This window comes from Pseudomonas sp. DTU_2021_1001937_2_SI_NGA_ILE_001 (assembly GCF_032463525.1).
Classification (GTDB): domain Bacteria; phylum Pseudomonadota; class Gammaproteobacteria; order Pseudomonadales; family Pseudomonadaceae; genus Aquipseudomonas.
Genome location: NZ_CP135971.1, coordinates 509,411 through 530,918 on the forward strand (window position 1 = coordinate 509,411; position 21,508 = coordinate 530,918).

Annotated in this window: 22 protein-coding genes; 4 read left to right on the forward strand and 18 right to left on the reverse strand. The window is 64.8% G+C overall.

All coding sequences use genetic code 11. The features are described from left to right. Window positions 1-14: 14 nt before the first annotated feature. The 8 genes from RRX38_RS02175 to RRX38_RS02210 form a co-directional block, all read right to left on the reverse strand. Window positions 15-683: a GntR family transcriptional regulator gene (locus RRX38_RS02175; RefSeq protein WP_315961308.1), complete on the reverse strand. Its 669-nt coding sequence runs from the start codon at window positions 681-683 to the stop codon at window positions 15-17. A gap of 405 nt (window positions 684-1,088) precedes the next feature. Beyond that, the gene (locus RRX38_RS02180) at window positions 1,089-2,117 is read right to left on the reverse strand and encodes an ABC transporter substrate-binding protein (protein WP_315961309.1); all 1,029 of its coding nucleotides are present in this window, start codon (window positions 2,115-2,117) and stop codon (window positions 1,089-1,091) included. Next, the gene (locus RRX38_RS02185; RefSeq protein ID WP_315961310.1) at window positions 2,114-3,250 is read right to left on the reverse strand and encodes an FAD-dependent oxidoreductase; all 1,137 of its coding nucleotides are present in this window, start codon (window positions 3,248-3,250) and stop codon (window positions 2,114-2,116) included. Before RRX38_RS02185 ends, RRX38_RS02180 begins: the two co-directional genes overlap by 4 nt. Further along, window positions 3,247-4,605, reverse strand: a complete 1,359-nt coding sequence (locus RRX38_RS02190) for an FAD/NAD(P)-binding oxidoreductase (RefSeq protein ID WP_315961311.1) — start codon at window positions 4,603-4,605, stop codon at window positions 3,247-3,249. Before RRX38_RS02190 ends, RRX38_RS02185 begins: the two co-directional genes overlap by 4 nt. Further along, window positions 4,602-4,892, reverse strand: coding sequence for a (2Fe-2S)-binding protein (locus tag RRX38_RS02195; RefSeq protein WP_315961312.1), 291 nt, complete (start codon window positions 4,890-4,892; stop codon window positions 4,602-4,604). Before RRX38_RS02195 ends, RRX38_RS02190 begins: the two co-directional genes overlap by 4 nt. A 14-nt stretch (window positions 4,893-4,906) precedes the next feature. After that, a complete protein-coding gene (locus RRX38_RS02200; RefSeq protein ID WP_315961313.1) occupies window positions 4,907-5,701 on the reverse strand; it encodes an ABC transporter permease in 795 nt (264 codons plus the stop codon). Between the two features lie 4 nt (window positions 5,702-5,705). After that, window positions 5,706-6,575 carry an ABC transporter permease gene (locus tag RRX38_RS02205; RefSeq protein ID WP_315961314.1) on the reverse strand — a complete coding sequence of 290 codons (870 nt, stop codon included), beginning with the start codon at window positions 6,573-6,575 and terminating at the stop codon, window positions 5,706-5,708. Further along, window positions 6,572-7,591 carry an ABC transporter ATP-binding protein gene (locus tag RRX38_RS02210; RefSeq protein ID WP_315961315.1) on the reverse strand — a complete coding sequence of 340 codons (1,020 nt, stop codon included), beginning with the start codon at window positions 7,589-7,591 and terminating at the stop codon, window positions 6,572-6,574. Before RRX38_RS02210 ends, RRX38_RS02205 begins: the two co-directional genes overlap by 4 nt. A 257-nt stretch (window positions 7,592-7,848) precedes the next feature. Here RRX38_RS02210 and RRX38_RS02215 point away from each other — a divergent pair, with 257 nt between their 5' ends. After that, entirely contained in the window at window positions 7,849-8,676 is an 828-nt protein-coding gene (locus tag RRX38_RS02215) for an IclR family transcriptional regulator (protein WP_315961316.1), read from the forward strand. 26 nt (window positions 8,677-8,702) lie between these two features. On the opposite strand, the gene RRX38_RS02220 is transcribed toward RRX38_RS02215, so the two are convergent. Both RRX38_RS02220 and RRX38_RS02225 read right to left on the reverse strand, forming a co-directional pair. Beyond that, a complete protein-coding gene (locus RRX38_RS02220; protein ID WP_315961317.1) occupies window positions 8,703-9,161 on the reverse strand; it encodes an N-acetyltransferase in 459 nt (152 codons plus the stop codon). Further along, on the reverse strand, window positions 9,154-9,456 hold the full coding sequence (locus tag RRX38_RS02225; protein WP_315961318.1) for a DUF3144 domain-containing protein: 303 nt from the start codon (window positions 9,454-9,456) through the stop codon (window positions 9,154-9,156). Before RRX38_RS02225 ends, RRX38_RS02220 begins: the two co-directional genes overlap by 8 nt. A 188-nt stretch (window positions 9,457-9,644) precedes the next feature. On the opposite strand from RRX38_RS02225, the gene RRX38_RS02230 reads away from it, so the two are divergent. Next, entirely contained in the window at window positions 9,645-11,699 is a 2,055-nt protein-coding gene (locus RRX38_RS02230; RefSeq protein ID WP_315961319.1) for a PAS domain-containing sensor histidine kinase, read from the forward strand. 207 nt (window positions 11,700-11,906) lie between these two features. Here RRX38_RS02230 and RRX38_RS02235 read toward each other — a convergent pair whose 3' ends face one another. Then, entirely contained in the window at window positions 11,907-12,734 is an 828-nt protein-coding gene (locus RRX38_RS02235) for an aldo/keto reductase (RefSeq protein ID WP_315961320.1), read from the reverse strand. A 206-nt stretch (window positions 12,735-12,940) separates the two neighbouring features. Here RRX38_RS02235 and RRX38_RS02240 point away from each other — a divergent pair, with 206 nt between their 5' ends. Continuing rightward, on the forward strand, window positions 12,941-14,122 hold the full coding sequence (locus RRX38_RS02240; RefSeq protein ID WP_315961321.1) for an MFS transporter: 1,182 nt from the start codon (window positions 12,941-12,943) through the stop codon (window positions 14,120-14,122). A gap of 53 nt (window positions 14,123-14,175) precedes the next feature. Here RRX38_RS02240 and RRX38_RS02245 read toward each other — a convergent pair whose 3' ends face one another. The 5 genes from RRX38_RS02245 to ribBA all read right to left on the reverse strand — a co-directional run bounded on the left by RRX38_RS02245 (window position 14,176) and on the right by ribBA (window position 19,511). Next, on the reverse strand, window positions 14,176-15,327 hold the full coding sequence (locus tag RRX38_RS02245) for an ABC transporter ATP-binding protein (protein ID WP_315961322.1): 1,152 nt from the start codon (window positions 15,325-15,327) through the stop codon (window positions 14,176-14,178). After that, complete coding sequence (locus RRX38_RS02250; RefSeq protein ID WP_315961323.1) at window positions 15,324-16,139, reverse strand: ABC transporter permease; 816 nt, start codon at window positions 16,137-16,139, stop codon at window positions 15,324-15,326. The genes RRX38_RS02245 and RRX38_RS02250 overlap by 4 nt, the downstream gene beginning before the upstream one ends. Before the next feature lie 6 nt (window positions 16,140-16,145). Then, window positions 16,146-17,117, reverse strand: a complete 972-nt coding sequence (locus RRX38_RS02255) for an ABC transporter permease (protein WP_410524861.1) — start codon at window positions 17,115-17,117, stop codon at window positions 16,146-16,148. Further along, window positions 17,102-18,127 (reverse strand): ABC transporter substrate-binding protein, encoded by a 1,026-nt coding sequence (locus RRX38_RS02260; protein ID WP_315961324.1) that lies wholly within the window; start codon window positions 18,125-18,127, stop codon window positions 17,102-17,104. The genes RRX38_RS02255 and RRX38_RS02260 overlap by 16 nt, the downstream gene beginning before the upstream one ends. 277 nt (window positions 18,128-18,404) lie before the next feature. Further along, window positions 18,405-19,511, reverse strand: a complete 1,107-nt coding sequence (ribBA, locus tag RRX38_RS02265) for a bifunctional 3,4-dihydroxy-2-butanone-4-phosphate synthase/GTP cyclohydrolase II (protein WP_315961325.1) — start codon at window positions 19,509-19,511, stop codon at window positions 18,405-18,407. Between the two features lie 100 nt (window positions 19,512-19,611). Between ribBA and RRX38_RS02270 the strand changes: the two genes are divergently transcribed. Further along, complete coding sequence (locus tag RRX38_RS02270) at window positions 19,612-19,899, forward strand: DUF1330 domain-containing protein (RefSeq protein ID WP_315961326.1); 288 nt, start codon at window positions 19,612-19,614, stop codon at window positions 19,897-19,899. A 304-nt stretch (window positions 19,900-20,203) separates the two neighbouring features. On the opposite strand, the gene RRX38_RS02275 is transcribed toward RRX38_RS02270, so the two are convergent. Both RRX38_RS02275 and RRX38_RS02280 read right to left on the reverse strand, forming a co-directional pair. Further along, a complete protein-coding gene (locus tag RRX38_RS02275) occupies window positions 20,204-20,923 on the reverse strand; it encodes an SMI1/KNR4 family protein (RefSeq protein WP_315961327.1) in 720 nt (239 codons plus the stop codon). A 20-nt stretch (window positions 20,924-20,943) separates the two neighbouring features. Then, window positions 20,944-21,507 carry an NUDIX hydrolase gene (locus RRX38_RS02280; protein WP_315961328.1) on the reverse strand — a complete coding sequence of 188 codons (564 nt, stop codon included), beginning with the start codon at window positions 21,505-21,507 and terminating at the stop codon, window positions 20,944-20,946. Between the last annotated feature and the right edge of the window lies 1 nt (window position 21,508).

Genomic DNA, 21,508 nt, shown 5'->3' on the forward strand with positions numbered 1-21,508 from the left:
CCGGGCCTGCCGGGTTATTGTTCGTTCTGCAGGAACTCGGTCAGTGAGGGCAGGGTGCCCTCGATGTGTTCGTGTATCACCCGCTCGGCCAGCGCCGGGTCGCCGCTGCGCAGCGCATCGATGATCTGCTGGTGTTCTTCGCGGCCGCTGAGCGGCTTTTCGCCATGCTCCAGCCACAGGCGCATGGGCGCCTCGATCAGCGAGTACAGCGCGACGATCTGCTTGAGCAGGCGCGGGCGCTCGCTGAGGCTGCACAGGTATTCGTGGAAGATCCGGTGGCGCATGACCCATTGCGCGGCGTCATCGCCGCAGTTGTCCATGTCGTCGAGCAAGCGTTCGAGCAGGGTCAGGTGGCGTTCGGTGAGCTTGGGCGTGGCCACGCGGATGGCCAGGCCCTCCAGGGCGCTGCGCATCTCGAAGACTTCGGACATCTGTTCGATGTCCAGGCCGCTGACCACCGCACCGCGATTGGGGCGCAGGGTCACCAGGCCTTGGGCATCCAGGCGCCGGAACGCCTCGCGTACCGGCATGCGGCTGGTGCCGATCTCGCTGGCGATCTCTTCGGCGACCAGGCGGTCGCCCTTGCGATAACGCCCGGAGCAGATGGCGCCGAGCAGAAAGTTGTAGGCCTCTTCTTCAGCAGTGACCGGGGGCCGTTCGGTGTACGAGAGCGCTGGGTGCATGACGAGACCTGTATAAATGTATCCAATTATCCACGGATTCACTTAAGCAGATTGCGGGCCAGTTTCTGCCCCTGCGCTATTTATGGAGCCAATTCAAGGGGTTGAACGAGAAAGTCGAAATGCCCTGGGTATAGCGGTCGCAACAAAGTGTTACGTGATGAGGCACTGCGCCGGAAAATGCACGGTTTTAAAGCGCGCGAGTGGGTTTAGAAGGAGGGGGGCGTTACGCAGAGTAGCGTTTTGATAGCTGGCATGAAGGGCCAGCCGCTTTAGTCGCTATTAGGCCGGGTAGGAGCGGCTTCAGCCGCGAAACGACCGCCTGTTCACAACAGATGCAGTGAATTTCCTGGCGCTTTCGCGGCTAAAGCTGCTCCTACCGGGCCATATGGAGCCTGAGCGAACCGTTCAACGCTCGATCTGGCGGTTCCAGCGGGCGTTCCATTCCGGGCGTTTCTGGTTGACCTGGTCCCAGTCGATGGTCACCGCGGTCTTCAGGTACTCCTGCATGGCTTCGACCTGGCCACGGGTCTTGTCGGTGGTCGGTGTGGTGGGGTTGGACGGAATCTGGTCGCCCAGTTCCAGCGCCGGGGCCTGGGCCTCGGGGCTGATCAGGAACTGCGCGAGCTTCTGCGCCAGCTCGGGCTGGTCGTTGTTGGCGGTCACGCATTCGGCCTGGTTGAGCACCACGGCGCCTTCCTTGGGCGGTGCGTATTCCACCGGAATGCCCTTGAGCTTCAGCGCGGTCACCTGGGTGGGGGTGAGCGGGAACAGCGCGGCTTCGTCGGTCTGCACCATTTCCGAGAGCTTGGCCGAGTTGGGAATGTACTCCAGCACATTGGGGCCAACACTCTTCGGCCAGGCGCTGAAGCCCGGCTCGACGTTCGCATCGGTGCCACCCTTGAGGCGGTTGAACATCAGGAAACCGTGCAGGCCGAAGGTCGAGGAGACCATCGACTGGAACACCACCTTGCCCTTGAAGCGCGGGTCGCTCAGGTCGTTCCACGAGGTGGGCGCGGCCCAGCCCTTTTCCTTGAACAGCCGGCTGTTGTAGGCCAGGCCGGTGACCCCCAGGCTCACGGCAGCGGCCTTGTCCTTGATCAGTGCCTTCTCCGGCAACTGCGCCAGGGTCGGGTTGGGCGTCAGGGTGCTGCACAGGCCCATGCCAATGGCGCGGTACATGATGCCGTCGTCCAGCACCATGACGTGGATGGGCGGCTTGTTCGGCGTGGCCTGGACCTTGGCGAGGATGTCGGCCGAGGTGCCGGGCACGATGACCACCTTCACACCATTGGCCTTTTCGAAGGCCGGCAGGATGTTGTCAGTGAACAGCTTTTCCATGGTGCCGCCGTTCATGCCCAGGTACAGGGTGGGTTCGGCCATGGCCACGGCCGGCAGGCAGCAGAAAAGAGCGAGCAGACGTTGCTTGTGCGTCATGACAGGTTTTCCTTCTGGTGTGGGGGTTGCTGAAAACGACTGATGCAAAAGGCCGCGAGGCTGTGTGCCGGCGTGCCGTGGAGGATGCATTGCGCCAGGGCTTCGCCCGCAGCCGGGCCGATCTGGAAACCGGCGCCGGCGAAACCGAAGCCATGCAAAAGGCCAGGTTGGGTAAGGCTGGGGCCGATCACCGGCTCGTCATCGGGCAGGTAGCCCTCGGTGCCGCTCCAGGTGCGGATGGCCTGGGCGCCGGTGAGGGCCGGGTAGAGTTCGGTGGCGTTGCGCAGGATTTCCAGCACGGCGGCCTGGCCGGGGCGGGCGGTGGTCGCGCTCAGGGCGAAGCCGCGACCGCCGCCCAGGATGCAGTTGCCACGCGCCACCTGGCGGGCGTAGATGCCGCCGCCTTCGACACCGGTGCTGGCGGTCATGAACAGCGGCAGCGGTTCGGTGACCAGCATGGCCGGGTGCGCCGCGCTCAACGGCACCGCTTCGCCGAAGCGTTCGGCCAGGCGTGCCGACCAGGCCCCTGCACAATTGAGCAGCCAGGGCGCGCGGTACAGCTGGCCGTTGCTGGTGTGTACGGTGAAGCGCTGGCCGTCATGGTCGACCGCTTGCACTGCGCATTGCTCGACGACCTCGGCACCCTGGCGACGTGCGGCCTGGGCGAAGGCCGGCGATACCAGGCGGGGGTTGGCGTGGCCGTCTTCGGGGCAGTACGAAGCGCCGACGGCGATGTCGCCGACCCAGGGAAAGCGTTCGCGCAGGGCGGCGTGGTCAAGCAACTGCAACTGCAGGTCGAAGTCGGCGGTGCGCTTTGCATAGTCTTGCAATGAGGCGAAGTCCGCTTCGCTGCGGGCCAGCTTCAGATGACCGGAGCGGGTGTACTCGCCATCGGTGCCGATCCACTCGCGCAGCTGGCCCCAGATGGCATGGGCGCGCATCGACAGCGGCAATTGCGACAGTGGCCGACCCTGGCGACGCACGCCGCCGTAGTTCACCCCACTGGAATGCGAGCCGCAGAAGTCGCGTTCCAGCAAGGCCACGCGCTGACCCCCACGGGCCAGGCACAGCGCGGCGCTGCTGCCGACGATGCCGCCGCCGACCACTATGACGTCGAAATCGCGGGGCTTCATGGGCTGACCTCCAGGCCGAACGGCAGGGGTTTGACCGGCGCCTGGCCACGCAGCCGGCCGATCTGCTCGATGGGTCGACCGCTTTCACAGGCGATCAGTTCGGCAGCCGCCGCGCCACACACCCGGCCCTGGCAGCGGCCCATGCCGACCCGGCACATGGCCTTGACCCGGTTGATCTCCCAGTGCCCTTCGCGCACGGCGTTACGCACCTCGCCCGCGGTGACCTGCTCGCAGCGGCACACCACCAGCTCGTCCGCTGCTTCAGCGGCCCAGTATTCGGGGAACGGAAAGGCTTGCTCCAGGCCCAGGCGGAAACGTTGCAGGTTGGCCAGACGCTTGAGCAACCGGTCGCGCCGGGCGCCATCCACGGGCTTGCCCAGGTCGTGCAGCAGTGCCAGGGCCGCCAGTTCACCGGTCATTTCCGCCCCATCGGCACCGAGAATCCCGGCCCCGTCACCGGCCAGGTATACCCCCGGCACACTGCTGCGCCCCAACGGGTCGCGCACCGGCAGCCAGGCGCGGTTGAGCGGGTTCCAGGCGAACTGGCAGCCGAGCAGGTCGGCCAGTTGGGTTTCGCTACGCAAGGCATGCGCCAGGGCCACGGCATCGCAGGGCAACTGCTGCTCACGCCCGGCCTTTGACCAGCGGATGCCGCTGGCGCGCTGTTGCCCTTGTATTTCCAGCAGCTTCACACCCTGGTGCACGGGTATGCCTTTGCAGGCCAGCCAGGCGCGGTAGTACAGACCCTTGGCGAAGGTCGCCGGCTGACGTAGCAGGCCAGGCAGGGCGCGCACCTGGGCACTGAACGGCGAGGTGTCGAGCACCGCGCTGACCCGCGCGCCGGCCTTGGCGTATTGGTAGGCGACCAGGTACAGCAAGGGGCCGCTGCCGGCCAGCACGACCCTTTCACCAATCGCACAGCCTTGGAATTTCAGGGCGATCTGCGCGGCGCCGAGGGTGTAGACACCGGGCAGGGTCCAGCCGGGCACCGGCAATACGCGGTCGGTCGCACCGCTGGCGACGATCACCTTCGAGTACTTCACGCGTCCGGCGCGCTGGCCCTGGTGCAGGGTGTCGAGCACGTGTTGCTCGGCGTTCCACACCAGGGTGTCGGGGCGGTAGTCGATCTGCCCCTGCAGGGTATTCAGGGTGGTGTGCAGGTTTTGCGCCTTGCTGGCTTCGAAGCCGTAGAGGGTCTTGGCGCTGCGGGTGAAGTTGGCCGGCTGCTGACGGTAGATCTGCCCGCCGCCACGGGTTGCTTCGTCGAGCAGCAGCGCTTTCACGCCGTGTGCGGCGAGGGTCTGGGCGGCGCGGATACCAGCGGGGCCGGCACCGATGATGACGATCTCGTTCATGGCTGGCGCCCCGGGTCGCGGGTCACGCTGGCACCGGCTTCGAGAAAGGTCGAGCAAGCGCGCACTCGGCGTCCGTCTGCCAGGCGCACCCAGCAGTCCTGGCAGGCGCCCATCAGGCAGAAACCGGCGCGCGGCTCGCCACTGAAGTCGCTGCCGCGCAGGTGTTCGCTGCAGGTCAGAATCGCGGTCAGCAGCGTATCGCCCGGCATGCCCTGGGCGGGCTGGCCGTCGAGGGTGAAGGGCAGCGGCTCGCGGTCGGTTTCGGCGACCCGTTTGAACAGAGGCATCGCGGCACTCCCTCTCATTGTTTGCCCACCAGCACGCGATCCAGGCCATAGACCCGGTCGAGCAGCACCATGGTCAGTGCGGTAATGCCGATCACCAGCGCCGAGACGGCGGCCATCATCGGATCGATGGACTCGGTGGCATACACGTACATGCGCACCGGCAGGGTCTGGGTGGCCGGGGAGGTGATGAAGATCGACAGGGTGACCTCGTCGAAGCTGTTGATGAACGCCAGCAGCCAGCCCCCCGCGACCCCGGGCAGGATCATCGGCAGGGTGACCCGGCAGAACAGCGTCACACGCCCGGCGCCCAGGCTTTGCGCGGCCTGTTCGGCGCTGCGGTCGATACCGATGGCCGCGGCCAGAACCAGGCGCAGCACATAGGGGGTGATGACCACCACATGGGCGAACACCAGCCAGGTGAAGTTGCCGTTCACCCCCAGCAGGGCGAACAGGCGCAGCATGGCCACGCCTAGCACCAGGTGCGGAATGATGATCGGCGACAGCAGCAGGCCGTTGATCAAGCCCTGGCCGGGAAAGCGGTAGCGCGTCAGCGCCAGGCCGGCGGGCACGGCGATCAGTGTGGCCAGCGAGGCCGACAGGGCGGCCAGTTGCAGGCTGTTGTAGAAGGCGTCGAGAAAGTCGGCGCGTTCGAACACCGCGCTGAACCAGCGCAGCGACAACCCGGAGGTGGGCAGGCTCAGAGTGCTTTGCGGGGTAAAGGCAACCAGGCACACCACCACCAGGGGGGCGAGCATGAACAGCATCACCAGGGCATGGAAGGACAGGGCCAGCGGGCCGTTGCGGGTCATGGTGTCAGGCTCCCAGGGCACGTTTGTAGCGGCGTTCGACCAAGCGGTTCCAGCTCAGCATCACCAGCAGGTTGATCAGCAGCAGGACGATGGCGATGGTCGCGCCCATCGGCCAGTTGAGTTCGGCCAGGTACTGGTCGTAGATCATCGTGGCGACCATCTTCAAGCGGCGCCCACCGAGCAGGCCGGGGATGGCGAAGGAACTGGCGGCCAGGCCGAAGACGATCAGCGTGCCGGACAGCACACCGGGCATGATCTGCGGCAGCACGATGCGGCGGAACACCGTCCACTGGCTGGCGCCCAGCGATAGGGCGGCCTGTTCGGCGGCCGGGTCAAGCTTCTGCAGTGAGGTCCATACCGGGATGATCATGAACGGCAGCATCACGTGGACCAGGCCGATGATCACCGCGAAGGGCGTATACAGCAGCTTCACCGGCTGGCCGCCGAGGGCGGTGATGGCCTGGTTGACCAGCCCGTCGGCGCCCAGCAGCAGGCTCCAGCCGAACGCGCGCACCACCACCGAGATCAGCAGCGGAGTCAGCACCAGGATCAGGAAGATCGAGCGCCAGGGCGCGCCCATGCGGCTCAGCACCAGGGCCTCGGGTACGCCGATCAGCACGCACAGCAAGGTCACCAGCGCGCTGATCCAGAAGGTGCGCAGGAAGATCTCGTAGTAGTAGCTGTCGGTCAGCAGGCTCAGGTAGTGCGCCAGGGTGTACTGGCCGGCCTGGATGCCGGTGGTGTAGTCGAATTCGTTGAACGACAGCACCAGGGTCAGGCCCAGCGGGAACACCAGCAGGGCGAGGAACAGCAGCAGGGCCGGGCTGCTCAGCCCGTAGCCCCAGGTGCTGTTGTGCGGCTTGGCATCGTTCATGCGGCCACCTCGCCAGCGTCGAGTACACGCAGCAGCCGGTCATCCCAGGTCAGGCTCACCGCGCTGCCGGGTTCCAGCGCGGTGCTGCCGTCGTTGACGCGGACCACGGCCAGGCTGCCCAGTGTGGTATCGACGCGGTACAACCACTGGCTGCCGAGGAAATAACGGCTGCTGATGCGCCCTTCGAGCTTGCCGCTGCCGGACGCGCCGAGGCCGATCTTCTCCGGGCGCAGGCTCAGGGTCAGGGGGCCTTGCGCAGCCACTTGCGGCAGGCCGTCGGGACCTGTTACGCCGCGCAGGCGGTTGGCTTTGCCGACGAAGTCAGAGATGAACGGCGTGCTGGGGTGCTCGTACAGTTGCCAGGGGTTGTCGATCTGGGTGATGCGCCCGGCTTCCATGACCACCACGCGGTCGCTGATCGACAGCGCTTCGGCCTGGTCGTGGGTGACCATCAGGGTGGTGATGCCGACCTCGTTCTGGATACGGCAGATCTCGAACTGCATTTCTTCACGCAGGTGCGCGTCGAGGTTGGACAGCGGCTCGTCGAGCAGCAGCACCGGTGGCTCGATGACCAGCGCCCGGGCCAGGGCCACGCGCTGGCGCTGGCCGCCGGACAACTCGCGCGGGTAGCGCTCGGCGTGTTTGTCCAGGCGTACCAGGGCCAGGGTATGGTCGACGCGGCGGGCGATCTCGGACTTGGCGACCTTGCGCATCTGCAGGCCGAAGGCGACGTTGTCGCGCACGCTCATGTGCGGGAACAGCGCGTAGCTTTGGAACACCACGCCCAGGCCACGGCTGGCCGGCTTGGCATGGGTGATGTCGCGCCCGTCGAGAACGATGCGGCCGCTGGTGACTTCGACGAAGCCGGCGATCATCTGCAGGGTGGTGGTCTTGCCACAGCCCGACGGGCCGAGCAGCGAGACGAACTCGCCTTTGTCGATGGCCAGGCTCGAACTGGCCACCGCTTCGATGGCGCCGTAGCGCTTGCAGAGCTGGTCGATCAGGAGAAAGGTCATGGGCTGTGCTCCAACGCGAACGTAACCGGAACGAACCGGAAGGTTTCATTTGGGCAGAGCGCCAGCGGCGAAGAGCAATGCAGCAATGCTGATCGGACGTTGGCGCTCGCTTCTGTGGCGGCGGCCGATGTTGTGGTATCGCCCTATGGACCCGAGAGTAGGGCAAAGCTTAGGATGCCGACAAAGAGTAATTTCACTGGATGAGCGTTATTTTGAAATTATTCCACTGAGCGAAATTTAAGGTGGGAAAGATAAATATGGATTCCGTTGAGCGAAATGAAGAGGCCAGGGAAGTAGGTGTCAGTGCGGTCTCGCGGCTGTTCGCCGTGCTGCGTGCCTTGGGCGCGTGCAGCGGTGAGGGCGAAAAGGTCAGCCAGCTGGCACAGCGCGTCGGCCTGGCGCAACCCACGACGCACCGCCTGCTGCGCAGCCTGATCGAAGAGGGCATGGTCGAGCAGTGTGCGAGCAGCAAGCGCTACCGCCTGAGCCTGGACTTCTTCGCGCTGGCCGCCAAGGCCGGCCAGGCTGGCAACCTGCGTGACGTGGTACGGCCCAGCCTGCTGCGGTTGTCTGCCTCCCTTGGGGACTCGCTGTTCCTGCTCGCACGCTCAGGCTTCGATGCGGTGTGCCTGGATCGCAGCGAAGGGCCTTACCCGATCCGGACCTTCACCGGTGATATCGGTGGGCGTGTGGCCCTGGGCGTGGGGCAGGGTGGGCTGGCCATCCTGGCCTTCCTGCCGGAAGAGGAGCGCGACGAGGTGATCCGCTACAACCTGCCGCGCCTCAAGGATTTCCACCACTATGACGAAGTGACCCTGCGCGCCGAGATCGACAACGTGCGCAGCCTGGGTTATGCCGGGCGCAACACCGGGGTACTGGACGGCATGGCCGGCCTGGCGGTGCCCATCCTCGACCGCAACGGCCACGCGGTGGCGGCGCTGAGCGTGGCGACCATCAGCGACCGCCTGGGCCCACAGCGCATGCCCACCGTGGTGGAACTGCTCAAGCGCGAAGCCAAGGCCATCGGCGGGCGCATCAACCCCTTCGACCCGGTGCTGCGGCGGCCTTCCCATGTGTTCGGTTGAGGGCCGCTTCACGGGTCTGTCCTGGATCAGGCCTGGCACCGGTATTCCAGGTAACCCTTGGCGTCGGTTGCCGTGCGCACGAAACCGACCTGTTCATAGAGATGCCTGGCCGGGTTGTCGTGGCGCACGCTCAGCGCCAGCTGGCTGAGCCCTTCGGTCGCGGCCGCCCTGGCATAGGCGTGCAGCAGGGCTTTGGCAATGCCTTGGCGTCGGCACCAGGGCGCCACGTGCAGGGTGACCAGCTCGGCACGACCGGCCTCTGGCATCCATAAGGCATAGCCGGCGAAGCGGCCAGCCCGTTCAGCGACGGTCAGCCGACTGAAATGCTCGCTCCAGCGCGTCAAGTGGCGCTCCAGGTCAAGCCGCCAGGCCGCTTCATGGGTCGGCTCCCAAGTCTGGATATAGTCCAGCTCGCCGCGGTAGACAGCCGGCAGGTCGGTGACTCGGGCGGGTCTCAACTCAAGGGGCGCGGCGTGTTCATGCATCGTTGCGCTGGCCGTTCATGTACTGCTCGAACTGCGCGATGTAATCGTCCAGGTTGTCTTCGAGCATCATCCGGTACTGGTCACAGAAGTACTTGAGCATGGCTTCGCGGGCTGCGGCCATTTCCTCGCCAGACTTGAAGCCACGGGCACTCACCCAGGTGCTGAAGCGGGTGGCCGCGAAGGTCATCGAAGCGGCGACCGCCCCCGGGTTATCGCTGTCGCCGAGCTGTTGGTTGGACAGCTCGATATGCGCGTCGGCACGGTCGTAGAAGGCGTTGTCGGTGGCTTGGGTCATGCAAGGTGTCCTTGTTGCAGGCATTCAGGTGAGGTCGCCATTGGAGCATTTTCGTGTGTGTCGCGTCACGGAGGTGACGCGGCGCTTGGCGTGTCTATAATGCCGTGCTCGACTGTCATGGCATTTGGCTTTGCCTGGCAGTGTCCGTGCAGGGCGGCCTGGGCAACGAACGTTAATCGAGACTGTATATGGACTCAAAAGCTTCGCTGCCTCCCAGCTCCGGCAGCCTCAGTGGTGTGTTTGCGGCGGATGCCGCCGAGCGCCTGCAGCTGGCCTTGGATGCCGGTGCGATCATCGGCACCTGGGTATGGGATATCCCCGAAGATCGCGTCACCGCTGACGAGCGTTTTGCGCGGACTTTCGGCATCGCTGCCGAGCGCTGCATGGCCGGCATCCCCATTGCCGAGGCGTTCAGCTCGATCCACCCCGAAGACCTGGAACGGCTGTCCCGCGACATCGACGTCACGATGCAGCGCGGCGGTGCGTTTCGTTGCGAGTACCGGGTGCGCCACGATGATGGCCGTTACCGCTGGGTCGAAGCCAACGGCCGTGCCGAACTGGATGCCGAGGGCCGGGCCGTGCGCTTTCCCGGCGTGCTGATGGACATCGAGTCACGCCGCGCCGCCGAGGCTGAACGCGACCGTTTTTCCGCGCTGCTGCGCACCTTCGCTGCCGCCGTGCCGGGTGTGGTGTACGCCAAGGACCTCCAGGGGCGCATGCTGGTCGCCAACCATGGCGCGACGCTGCTGATCGGCAAGCCGCCGGAGTATTACCTGGGCAAGACCGACCTGGAGTTTCTCGAAGACAAGGTCCAGGCGCGCCAGGTGATGGAGACCGACCAGCGCATCATGCATGGCGGTGTGGTGGAGCAGATCGAAGAACGGGTGGACATGCCCGATGGTTCGGAGACTCACTGGTTTTCCGTCAAGGCGCCGCTGCTCGACGATGACGGCCAGGTCATCGGCCTGATCGGTTCGTCCATCGACGTCACCGCGCGCAAGAATGCCGAGTCGGCACTCATGGACCTCAATCGCACTCTGGAGGCGCGGGTCAGCCAGGCCATCGCCGAACGCGAGGCCGCCGAAGACGCGCTGCGCCAGGCGCAGAAGATGGAGGCAGTCGGGCAATTGACCGGCGGTATCGCGCATGACTTCAACAACCTGCTGGCCGGTATCAGCGGCAGCCTGGACCTGATCCGTCTGCGTCTTGGCCAGGGCCGCACGGCCGATCTGGAACGCTACCTGGCCGTGGCCCAGGGTGCCGCGCAACGCGCCGCCGCCCTGACCCACCGGTTGCTGGCCTTTTCCCGGCGCCAGACCCTGCTGCCCGTGCCCACCGACGTGAACGCCCTGATCGGCGGCATGGAGGAATTGATCCGGCGCACCGTGGGGCCGTCGATCAGCCTCAAGGTGCATCTGGCGGCGATGTTGAAGACCTGCCTGATCGACCCTGCACAGGTCGAGAACGCCTTGCTCAACCTGTGCATCAATGCCCGCGATGCCTTGCCGGGCGGTGGCGCCATCAGTATCAGCACCTGCAACCAACTGCTGGTGCCGGGGGCGGACATCGACCCCGAGCTGGCACCAGGTCAGTACCTGACCATCCGCGTGTCCGACAACGGCACCGGCATGAGCCCGGAGGTGCTGGCCAAGGCCTTCGAGCCGTTCTTCACCACCAAGCCGGTGGGGGCGGGTACGGGGCTGGGCTTGTCAATGGTGTACGGCTTCGCCCGCCAGTCCGGCGGGCAGGTGCGTATTGCTTCGCAGCCCGGTCAGGGCACCTGCGTGTACCTGCAGTTGCCTTGCCATGCCGGCGAAGCTCAGGCAGCGACGCCCCAGCCGCAAGGTGCCGAGACACCCTCGGTGGCCGCGGGTGAGACGGTGCTGGTGGTCGATGACGAGTCTTCGGTGCGCCTGTTCGTCAGCGAGCTGCTCGGCAATTGCGGCTATGTGGTGATCGAAGCGGCCGACAGCCAGGCAGGCCTGCAATTATTGCGCTCGGATATCCGCATTGATCTGCTGGTGACCGATATCGGCCTGCCGGGCGGCCTGGATGGCCGACAGATGGCCGAGGCGGCGCGTCAGGCCCGTCCTGACCTGCCGGTGCTGTTCATGACCGGCTATGCGCTGCCTCATGTATTGGGTGATGCGCCGTTGAGCCCTGGCACTGCGGTGCTGACCAAACCGTTCGCCCTCGAAGCGCTGACCGCCACCGTGGAAGGGTTGCTGAAACGTGCGGGCTAGCGCCAATGCTGTTCGGTCAAGCGGCATGTGGCCCGGTGGGAGCGGCTTTAGCCGCGAAAGCGCCAGGAAATTCAGTGCATCTGTTGTGAACAGGCGGTCGCTTCGCGGCTGAAGCCGCTTTTACCCCTAACCGAACAATATTGCGGTTGAGCCGCTTCTACCGAGGCACGTAACGCCCGGCCGAACGGTATTGAGGCCGGCGCTGGCTCAGTTCAGGGTGGCGGGGTTCGGTCCCAGGCGCTCGCCAGCGTCCAGCGTGGCGATGGCCGCCAGGTCGTCCGCGTCGAGCTGGAAGTCGAAGACCTGGAAGTTTTCCTGAATACGCGATTCGGTCACCGATTTCGGAATGGCGATCAGGCCCAGCTGCAGGTGCCAACGGATGATTACCTGCGCGGGGCTGCGCCCGTGCTTGCTGGCGATCTGCTTGATCTGCGGATGTTCCAGACCCTTGCCCTGGCCCAGCGGGCTCCAGGATTCGGTGCGGATGTTCAGCCGTTCATGAGCCTGGCGCAGTTCACGCTGCTGGAACGACGGGTGCAGTTCGATCTGGTTGAGCACCGGCGTCACGCCGGTCTCATCGATCAGGCGCTGCAGGTGCTCGGGGTTGAAGTTCGATACGCCGATGGAGCGCACCTTGCCCTGTTCGCGGGCCTGGATCAGCGCCTTCCAGGTTTCCACGTAACGATCCTTGGCCGGGGTCGGCCAGTGGATCAGCAGCAGGTCGACATAGTCGAGCTTCAGCCGTGCCAGGCTGGCATCCAGGGCGCGGGTGGCGCTATCGAAGCCCTGTTCGCTGTTCCATACCTTGGTGGTGATGAACACCTGCTCACGGGGCACGCCAGCCTCTTGCAGGCCCTGGCCCACACCTTCTTCGTTCTCGTAGATGGCTGCGGTGTCGATATGTCGGTAACCGGCCTGCAAGGCCTGGCGCACGGCACTGGCTGCCTGCTCGGGACTGGCCTGCCAGACCCCCAGGCCCAGCTGCGGGATACGGTTGCCGTCAGAGAGTTCGATGATCGGTTGCTGCTTGGACATGAATACCTCGCGGTTGATCGAATAGGAAAAGCGAGCCCTGCGCGGGCAGGCTCGCCGTGGCGCTCACAGGGTATGGACCGTCATTGGCGGTGAATGCTCCGCTGAAGGGGCGACGCAGGTCGGTCAGGGCTGAACAGGGAACGGCATATTTGACCGATCGTTCAACAACGCTTAGGCTGGTCGGTTTTTTCCTGACAGAGAGATCCATGACCGATACGTCCAGACTGCCGCCAACCGTCTATTTGCTGGGCCTGACCATTTTCTCCCTGGTCACCGCCGAATTCATGGTCGCCGGGATGATGCCCGCCCTGGCCGATGCCTTTTCCGTGAGCCTTGCCGAAGTGGGCAACCTCATCGCTTTCTATGCGCTGGGCATGGCCCTCGGTGGGCCGCCGGTAACCCTGCTGCTGGTGTCGCGCAACATTGGCAACAAGCCGGCGCTGGTCGGCCTGCTGGCGGTCTACGTGGCTGCCGGGGTGCTGGGGGCAATGGCCAGCAGCTACATGGCGCTGGCGGTCGCGCGCATTCTCATGGGCGTTTCCAGCGCCGCGTGCATCGGCCTGTGCATGACCTTGTGCGCGGGCCTGGTGGAGGAGCGCAATCGCGGTCGGGCGATATCCATCGTGCTGGCCGGGCTGATGCTTTCTCCGGTGGTGGGCGTACCAGCCACCGCCTGGGTCGAACACCACTACGGCTGGCGCGCCAGCTCCTGGCTGGTCGCCGCCCTGGCGCTGGCCTGCACCGTGCTTGCGGCCAGTTGCCTGCCGGCCAGCAAGGCCGGTGACCAGCCGCCCCTGGCGCAGCAGTGGCGCTCGCTGGGCAACCCCAGCCTGTGGGCGGCTTACCTGACCAGCGGGCTGATCATCGGCGCGACCTTCGCCGCATTCAGCTACTGCACGCCGATCCTGATCGAAGAGGTGGGCATCGAGCCGGGCAATGTCGCACCGCTGCTGGCGCTGTACGGGGTGGCCAATCTGATCGGCAACATGCTGGTCGGCCGCGTAGCGGACAGCCATACCTTTTCCGCCTTGCGCCTCGGTCTGGCGGTCATGGTGCTGGCGCTGGCCGGCTTCGCCCTGGCTGGCGAATGGCGCTGGCTGAACCTGGCGTGCTTCTTCGCCCTGGGCCTGACCGGCGTGGCGCTGAACCCGGCAATGGTGGCGCGGGTGATGAAGGCCGCGGCCCCCAGCGCACTGGTCAATACCCTGCACACTTCGGTGATCACGGCTGGCCTGGCCCTGGGCAGTTGGGGTGGGGGCGTGGTGATCGAAGCCGGTTTCGGCCTGCGTGCGCCGCTGTGGGTCGGCGCGGGCATGGCCCTGCTGGGGTTGTTCAGCGTGCTGCGCCTGCCCGTGCGGGCCGGTGCCGCGCAACCCTGTAACGGCTGAAAACGACGATGCCCTCCGAAGAGGGCATCGCGTTCACTGGCCGCTGACGCCGATCAGTGCGCGCCGGCGGCCTTGTTCAGGTCGCTTTCCGCCCACTCGGTGTACAGGCAGGCGTCGCTGGTCGCCCAGCGCACCTTCACGCTGTCGCCGGCCTTGAGTGGCATGCCGGTGGCCGACAGGGCCTTGACCGTCATCGCCGTACCACCGTCGGTGACCACTGCGCAGGTCTGGCTTTCGCCGAGGAACAGCACTTCGGTGACCTTGGCACTGACCTGGTTCCAGCCTTCGGCCAGCGGCGTAGCCTGGGCCTGTTCGACGCTCAGTGCCTGGGCCTTTTCCGGACGCACCATCAGCAGCACATCCTGGTCGGTTTGCAGCCCGGCGGTGATGCGGATCGACAGCGGCTGGCCTTCGAAAGTCGCCACGGCGTTACCCTGGGCCTTGGCGCGCAGGAAGTTGGAGTTGCCCAGGAACGATGCCACGAAGGCATTCGGCGGATTCTGGTACAGGTCGTAGCCGGTGCCCAGGCCGACGATCTTGCCGTGGCTGAAGATCGCGATGCGCTGGCTCAGGCGCATGGCTTCTTCCTGGTCGTGGGTCACGTAGACGATGGTGATGCCCAGGCGACGATGCAACTGGCGCAGTTCGTCCTGCAGGTCTTCACGCAGTTTCTTGTCCAGCGCGCCCAGCGGTTCGTCCATCAGCAGAATGCGTGGTTCGTAGACCAGCGCCCGGGCGATGGCCACGCGCTGCTGCTGACCGCCGGAGAGTTGCGCCGGGCGCCGATGAGCGAACTGCTCCAGTTGCACCAGCTTGAGCATGGCGTCGACCTTGCGGTCGCGCTCGGCGGCGTCGAGCTTGCGGATGTTCAGCGGGAACGCGATGTTGTCGCGCACGCTCAGATGCGGGAACAGCGAGTAACGCTGGAACACCATGCCGATACCGCGCTTGTGCGGTGGCACGTTGACCAGCGACTGGCCGTTGACCAGGATCTCGCCGCTGCTCGGGGTTTCGAAACCGGCGAGCATCGACAACGTGGTGCTCTTGCCCGAGCCGCTGGAGCCCAGGAAAGTCAGGAACTCACCGTCCTGGATGTCCAGGTCAATGTCGTCCACCGCAGCGAAGTCGCCGTAGTGCTTGTTCAGGTTGCGCAGGCGTACCAGCGGTTGGCCGGTTTGTGGCTTGTCTTTGATCACGGCGCTCATGAGGTACTCCGGGCTTCGTTACGGCGACGCAGGGTCGCGGCGATGAACATGACCAGCACCGACAGGCCGATCAGCAGCGTCGAGGCGACGGCGATGACGGGGGTGAGGTCCTGACGCAGGGTGGTCCACATCTTGACGGGCAGGGTCTGCAGGGTCGGGCTGGCCATCATCACGCTGAGCACCACCTCGTCCCAGGAGACCAGGAAGGCGAACAGGGCGCCGGCGACCATGCCGGGGCGGATCGCCGGGAAGGTCACCTTGACGATCGCCTGGATCCGCGACGCGCCGCAGATCACTGCGGCGTCCTCGATGGACTGGTCGAACAGCTTCAGCGAATTGATGATCGAGATGATGGTGAAGGGCAGGGCGACGATCACGTGGCTGACCACGAAAGCGAACAGCGTGCCGGTGTAGCCCAGCTTGAGAAACAGCGCATAGATCGCCACGGCGATGATCACCAGTGGCACGATCATCGGCAGGGTGAACAGCCCGTAGAGCATGTCACGACCGGGGAAGCGTCCACGCACCAGCGCAAAGGCGGTGGGCAGGCCCAGGGCCACGGCGGCGATGGTGGTGAGGATGGCCACCTTGAAGCTCGACAGCGCAGCGTCCATCCACTCCGGGTTGGAGAAGAACTGCTGATACCACTTCAGGGTCCAGCCCGGCGGTGGGAACACCAGCCACTGGGAGGAGCCGAACGACAGCAGGACGATGAACAGGATGGGCAACAGCAGAAACAGCGCGATCAATCCGGTGACGGTATACAGGCCGATCCTTAGCCGTGCGCCCATGGCGTTGGGGGTCAGTAGCATGACCGTTTACCTCGCGTTACTGGCGCCGACCGGGGATTCCGGCTGGAGCTTCAGGTAGAAGTAGAACAGCGCCAGGGTGATGACGATCAGCAGCGCCGCTGCCGCACTCGCCAGGCCCCAGTTGAGGAACGATTGCACCTGCTGGACGATGAACTCCGGCAGCATCATGTTCTGCGCGCCACCGAGCAGGGCGGGGGTGACGTAGTAACCCAGCGACATCACGAAGACCATCAGGCCGCCGGAGAACAGCCCTGGACGGCACAACGGCAGGAACACCCGGAAGAAGTTGGTCCAGGGGCTGGCACCGCATACCGAGCCGGCCTGCAACACCATCGGGTCGATGGCTTGCATGGTGGCCTGCAAGGGCAGGACGATGAACGGGATCATGATGTAGGTCATGCCGATCACCACGCCGGTAAGGTTGTGCACCATTTCCAGGGGTTGATCGATGATGCCCATGGCCATCAGCACCTTGTTCACCACGCCGGAGGCTTGCAGCAGCACCAGCCAGGAGTAGGTGCGTGCCAGCAGGCTGGTCCACATCGACAGCAGCACGATGTTGAGAATCCAGCGGCCCCAGCCCTTGGGTACCAAGGTGATCGCCCAGGCCAGCGGGAAGCCCAGCAGCACGCTGAACAGGGTGACCAGGCCGGCGACCGAGAAGGTGTTGAACAGGACGCGGGAGTAGGCGGAGTTGGCGAACAGTTGTTCGTAGTTGCCCAGGCCCGGCACCGGTTCCATGACACCGCGGATCAGCAGGCCGATCAGCGGTGCGAAGAAGAACAGCCCCAGGAACAGCAGCGCCGGCAACAGGTTGCGGCTGCCGCGCCAGCGTTGGGAAAGGGAAGGCTTGTGGCTCATGTTCGCTCCCTTGTGCGCTTGCGGGGCGTGAACCGCGCATGCGGCGGTGCGCGAGGCACCACCGGACGCAGGGGATTGGCCGCCAACGGCGGCCGACAGCTTTACTTGACCAGCCATTCGTTCCACCGCTTGGCGATATCAGCGCCGTTCTTGGCCCAGTAGGCGAAGTCCAGGGTGATCTGATCGGCCGGGTAAGCGGTCGGCAGGTTCTTGGCCAGGGTCGAGTCCAGGCGTTGCTGACTGCCCAGGTTCACCGGGGCGTAGGCGCTGAGGTTGGAGAAGTCGGCCTGGCCTTTGGCGCTGGTAGCCTCGGCAATGAATTTCATCGCCGCGTCCTTGTTCTTGCTGCCCCTCGGCACGACCAGGAAGTCGGCCATGACCAGGTTCTGCTTCCAGCTCACGCCGACCGGTGCGCCGTCCTGCTGCAGGGCGTAGACGCGGCCGTTCCACATCTGGCCCATCACCGCTTCACCCGAGGCGAGCAGCTGCTGGGATTGCGCGCCGCCGCCCCACCAGACGATGTCTTTCTTGATGGTGTCGAGTTTTTTGAAGGCGCGGTCCAGGTCCAGCGGGTAGAGCTTGTCTTTTTCCACGCCGTCGGCCAGCAGGGCCAGCTCCAGCACGCCGGGGCTCGGCCACTTGTACAGGGCACGCTTGCCGGGGTAGGTGGCGGTGTCGAACATCGCCGCCCAGTCCTGCGGGTTCTTGCCGCCTACCTTGCCTTCGTTGTAGCCCAGTACGAAGGAGAAGAAGAACGAACCGGCGCCATGGTCGGAAACGAAGCGCGGGTCGATCTGGTCGCGCTTGATGGTATTGAAGTCCAGGGGTTCCAGCAGGCCTTCGCTGGCAGCGCGCAGGGCGAAGTCTGCCTCTACGTCTACCACGTCCCACTGCACGTTGCCGCTTTCGACCATGGCCTTGAGCTTGCCGTAGTCGGTCGGGCCGTCTTGTACGACGGTGATGCCGGTCGCCTTGGTGAACGGGTTGGCCCAGGCCTGCTTCTGGGCGTCCTGCGTCGAGCCTCCCCAGCTGACGAAGTTGACGCTCTCGGCGGCCATGGCGGTGACACTTGAGAATGCCAACACGCCAGCAGCCAGGACTGCAGTTGCACGTTTGTTCAACACCATTTTCACGCCCTCATTTGTTGTGTTTTGAGCGGGCCGGTATCCATGCCCGCTTATTCGGAGCAGCAGGCCCAATGCGGACCTTTGAAACTGGAACTGGCGACCGTGCCAGGGGCTGTTTGTTATGGCTCTCCCTGAGACGGGCGCACCTGACAAAAATCTACGGTCTACGGAATATCATATTATGGTATTCCAAACTTTGTGCAAGGGTTTTGCCTCGCCTGAGCACCTCCTGAACGCCTTTTCATCGCGGTGATTTGTAACGCACGGATTGTTCCGTTCAGCCGGTGAACGGAATGCTTTCCACCACTTCCAGATCGTAGCCGGTCAAGCCCGCGTATTTCAGCGGAGGGCCGAGGTGGCGCAGCTTGCCGACGCCCAGGTCCTGAAGGATCTGCGCGGTGCCGACTTCGGAATAGATACGTGACTGCGAGCGGGTGTACTGCCGGGGCGGCTTGGTCAGTTGCGGCACCCGTTCGAGCAGCGCCTGGGAAGATTCATGATTGGCCAGCACCACCACCACGCCGCTGCCTTCTTCGGCGACCTTCTGCAGGGCGGCCCACAGGGTCCAGTTGGCCGGACCGGTGTATTCGGCGCCGACCAGGTCACGCAGCGGGTCGACCACATGCACGCGCACCAGGGTCGGCTGTTCACGCCGGATGTCGCCCATGACCATGGCCATGTGTACGCCGCCTTCGATGCGGTCTTCGTAGGTGAACAGGCGGAAGGTGCCATGCACGGTGGGCAGCTCGCGTTCGCCGATGCGCTCGACGGTGTGCTCGTTGCTCAGGCGGTAGTGGATGAGGTCGGCAATGGTGCCGATGCGGATGCCGTGGCGTGCGGCGAATTTTTCCAGGTCGGGGCGGCGTGCCATGGTGCCGTCGTCGTTCATCACTTCGACGATCACCGAAGCCGGGCTGTAGCCGGCCAGGCGCGCCAGGTCGCAACCGGCCTCGGTGTGCCCGGCGCGGGTCAGCACCCCACCTTCACGGGCGCGCAGTGGGAAAATGTGGCCGGGTTGTACCAGGTCTTCGGCGCAGGCGTTCGGGGCGACGGCGGCCTGCACGGTGCGCGCGCGGTCGGCGGCGCTGATGCCGGTGGTCACGCCAGTGGCGGCTTCGATGGACACGGTGAAGGCGGTGGCGAACACGCTGCCGTTGCTGGGCACCATTTGCTCCAGGCCCAGGCGCTGGCAGTGTTCGTCGGTAAGGGTCAGGCAGATCAGGCCACGCGCTTCGCGGGCCATGAAGCTGATCGCTTCCGGGGTGCAGCGGTCGGCGGCGAGCAGCAGGTCGCCTTCGTTTTCGCGATCTTCGTCATCGACCAGCAAGACCATCTTGCCCTGACGATAGTCTTCAATGATGTCCTCGATACGGTCGAACGGCATTATCTGGATCTCGCTGTCATGGTGTTGGCGTGGTAAATCGTGGTATACCATAAGACAGAATATTTCACAGATTCCCTTCCATTGAAACAGTGAGATCGCGATGAAAGCCTATTGGATTGCCCATGTGGATGTAACCGACCCACAGCAGTACAGCGAATATACCCAGCGCGCGCCAGCCGCGTTCAAATTATTTGGTGGCAAATTCATGGCGCGCGGTGGTCGCTCCGAGGCGATCGAAGGCCGCGACACCCCGCAACGTACCGTGGTGATTGAGTTCGACTCCTATGAACAGGCCATCGCCTGCTACAACTCGCCTGAGTATCAGGAAGCCATGAGCCACCGCCAGGGCGTGGCCAAGGCGGAGATCGTGATTGTAGAAGGCATCTAGCAGGTACCTGTTTGGCCGGATGCCGATCAACCGCACGTCCCCGCCCACGGTCTAACTGACCAGTATTGGCACTAAAGGCAATACTGTTCAGTTAGGCGTCATGTGGCCCGGTGGGAGCGGCTTCAGCCGCGAAAGCGCCAGGAAATTCACTGCATCTGCTATGAACAGGCGGTCGCTTCGCGGCTGAAGCCGCTCCTACCCGGACCAGTATGAGCACTGAGGGCTACGGCTCAACCGCTCTCGGGTGGCTCGGTCTTGATCGGGGGCGAGGGGATGACGAGAGGGGCTTTTATGACCGGCAGCTCTACACCCGACGGAATTCGACCCTTGCTCCTGACTGTTCGAGTTGCTCGCTCAAGCGGCGCAGTCCTGGCTTCACGCCGCTTGCAGCTTTGAGGGGAAGCGCTTCGGCGAGCGCCAGCGCTTCCTTCAATGGTAATCCGCGGCTTTTGCTGACGAGTTGGATGACCTTGAGTTTTTGCGGACCCAGGTCAATCACCAGCAAATCACTCTGTTGATGGTCCGTTGGATCGAAGTTCCCCGTCTCTACTGATGGCGCTTGCGGGGCCTCGGCATTGCGGCGCGCATCGAGAATCTCGCGCCAGAACGCGTTCGACGCATCGGTCTCGTCGAGAACTACGCGTGCGAACGCAGCATCGTCGTCATTCACTTCTGCCAATGTCGCCAGCAGTCGGCCGAAGGCCGCCAGGCTGGGTGCAATCTGCATGGCATCCCAGCGGCCAGCACCGTGTGGTGCGTAATACACCGGGTAACCGCTGTGGGCTTTGGCCGTGGAAATGAAAATGGGGTCATCCAGGCCGGTCATGGCGATGACGAACCAGCTGGGCTGCCAATCGCCGTCGGCGTCGCCTACCAGGCTCTGGCCCGTCAGGCCATGGGTGCGGTAGCCGATCTGCAACGCGTCGAAGCCGTCCGGGGCGGGGTAGTGCACCGGCAGCAGCGCCTCACCGACGACGGTGGCCTGGTCGAGAAAATTCTGCAGGGCTTCTGGAAGCGACTTCATGGTGGGGTCACATTCAAGCACTAGCGAATGAAGTGCACCTTGCCGCTGTCATCGTTGCCGATATAGATGCCATACACCCCGGCCTGCCGCTCGGTGATGTAGCGCTCGAGGATCTGCCGGATGGCGGGGTAGTAGATTGACTCCCAGGGGATTTCCTCGGGGGCGAAGAAGCGGTAGTCCTGGGTCTCCGGGCCGAACTGCCCGGTCACTTCCAGGGCGATGGCGCGGAAGATGATGTACACCTCGCTGATCTTTGGCACGCTGAAGATCGAGTAGGGCGAGATGATTTCGGCGCGGACCCCGGATTCTTCCCACACCTCGCGCAGGGCCGCCTGCTCGGTGGTCTCGCCGCCTTCCATGAAGCCGGCCGGCAGGGTCCAGGTGCCGGGGCGCGGTGGAATGGCGCGCTGGCACAGCAGGTACTTGCCGTCCTGCTCGATGATGCAGCCGGCGATGATCTTCGGGTTGACGTAATGGATGTACTGGCAGCCGCCGCAGACCAGGCGTTCATGGGTATCGCCCGCCGGGGTGCGGTGGGCCAGGTCGGTGCTGCCGCATTGCGGGCAGTAACGCGGCAGCGCCATG

Coding starts and splice junctions, on each gene's coding strand:
- RRX38_RS02175 (WP_315961308.1), bottom strand. CDS start 683: ATGCACCCAGCGCTCTCGTACACCGAACGGCCCCCGGTCACTGCTGAA.
- RRX38_RS02180 (WP_315961309.1), bottom strand. CDS start 2,117: ATGACGCACAAGCAACGTCTGCTCGCTCTTTTCTGCTGCCTGCCGGCC.
- RRX38_RS02185 (WP_315961310.1), bottom strand. CDS start 3,250: ATGAAGCCCCGCGATTTCGACGTCATAGTGGTCGGCGGCGGCATCGTC.
- RRX38_RS02190 (WP_315961311.1), bottom strand. CDS start 4,605: ATGAACGAGATCGTCATCATCGGTGCCGGCCCCGCTGGTATCCGCGCC.
- RRX38_RS02195 (WP_315961312.1), bottom strand. CDS start 4,892: ATGCCTCTGTTCAAACGGGTCGCCGAAACCGACCGCGAGCCGCTGCCC.
- RRX38_RS02200 (WP_315961313.1), bottom strand. CDS start 5,701: ATGACCCGCAACGGCCCGCTGGCCCTGTCCTTCCATGCCCTGGTGATG.
- RRX38_RS02205 (WP_315961314.1), bottom strand. CDS start 6,575: ATGAACGATGCCAAGCCGCACAACAGCACCTGGGGCTACGGGCTGAGC.
- RRX38_RS02210 (WP_315961315.1), bottom strand. CDS start 7,591: ATGACCTTTCTCCTGATCGACCAGCTCTGCAAGCGCTACGGCGCCATC.
- RRX38_RS02215 (WP_315961316.1), top strand. CDS start 7,849: ATGGATTCCGTTGAGCGAAATGAAGAGGCCAGGGAAGTAGGTGTCAGT.
- RRX38_RS02220 (WP_315961317.1), bottom strand. CDS start 9,161: ATGCATGAACACGCCGCGCCCCTTGAGTTGAGACCCGCCCGAGTCACC.
- RRX38_RS02225 (WP_315961318.1), bottom strand. CDS start 9,456: ATGACCCAAGCCACCGACAACGCCTTCTACGACCGTGCCGACGCGCAT.
- RRX38_RS02230 (WP_315961319.1), top strand. CDS start 9,645: ATGGACTCAAAAGCTTCGCTGCCTCCCAGCTCCGGCAGCCTCAGTGGT.
- RRX38_RS02235 (WP_315961320.1), bottom strand. CDS start 12,734: ATGTCCAAGCAGCAACCGATCATCGAACTCTCTGACGGCAACCGTATC.
- RRX38_RS02240 (WP_315961321.1), top strand. CDS start 12,941: ATGACCGATACGTCCAGACTGCCGCCAACCGTCTATTTGCTGGGCCTG.
- RRX38_RS02245 (WP_315961322.1), bottom strand. CDS start 15,327: ATGAGCGCCGTGATCAAAGACAAGCCACAAACCGGCCAACCGCTGGTA.
- RRX38_RS02250 (WP_315961323.1), bottom strand. CDS start 16,139: ATGCTACTGACCCCCAACGCCATGGGCGCACGGCTAAGGATCGGCCTG.
- RRX38_RS02255 (WP_410524861.1), bottom strand. CDS start 17,117: ATGGCTGGTCAAGTAAAGCTGTCGGCCGCCGTTGGCGGCCAATCCCCT.
- RRX38_RS02260 (WP_315961324.1), bottom strand. CDS start 18,127: ATGGTGTTGAACAAACGTGCAACTGCAGTCCTGGCTGCTGGCGTGTTG.
- ribBA (WP_315961325.1), bottom strand. CDS start 19,511: ATGCCGTTCGACCGTATCGAGGACATCATTGAAGACTATCGTCAGGGC.
- RRX38_RS02270 (WP_315961326.1), top strand. CDS start 19,612: ATGAAAGCCTATTGGATTGCCCATGTGGATGTAACCGACCCACAGCAG.
- RRX38_RS02275 (WP_315961327.1), bottom strand. CDS start 20,923: ATGAAGTCGCTTCCAGAAGCCCTGCAGAATTTTCTCGACCAGGCCACC.
- RRX38_RS02280 (WP_315961328.1), bottom strand. CDS start 21,507: ATGGCGCTGCCGCGTTACTGCCCGCAATGCGGCAGCACCGACCTGGCC.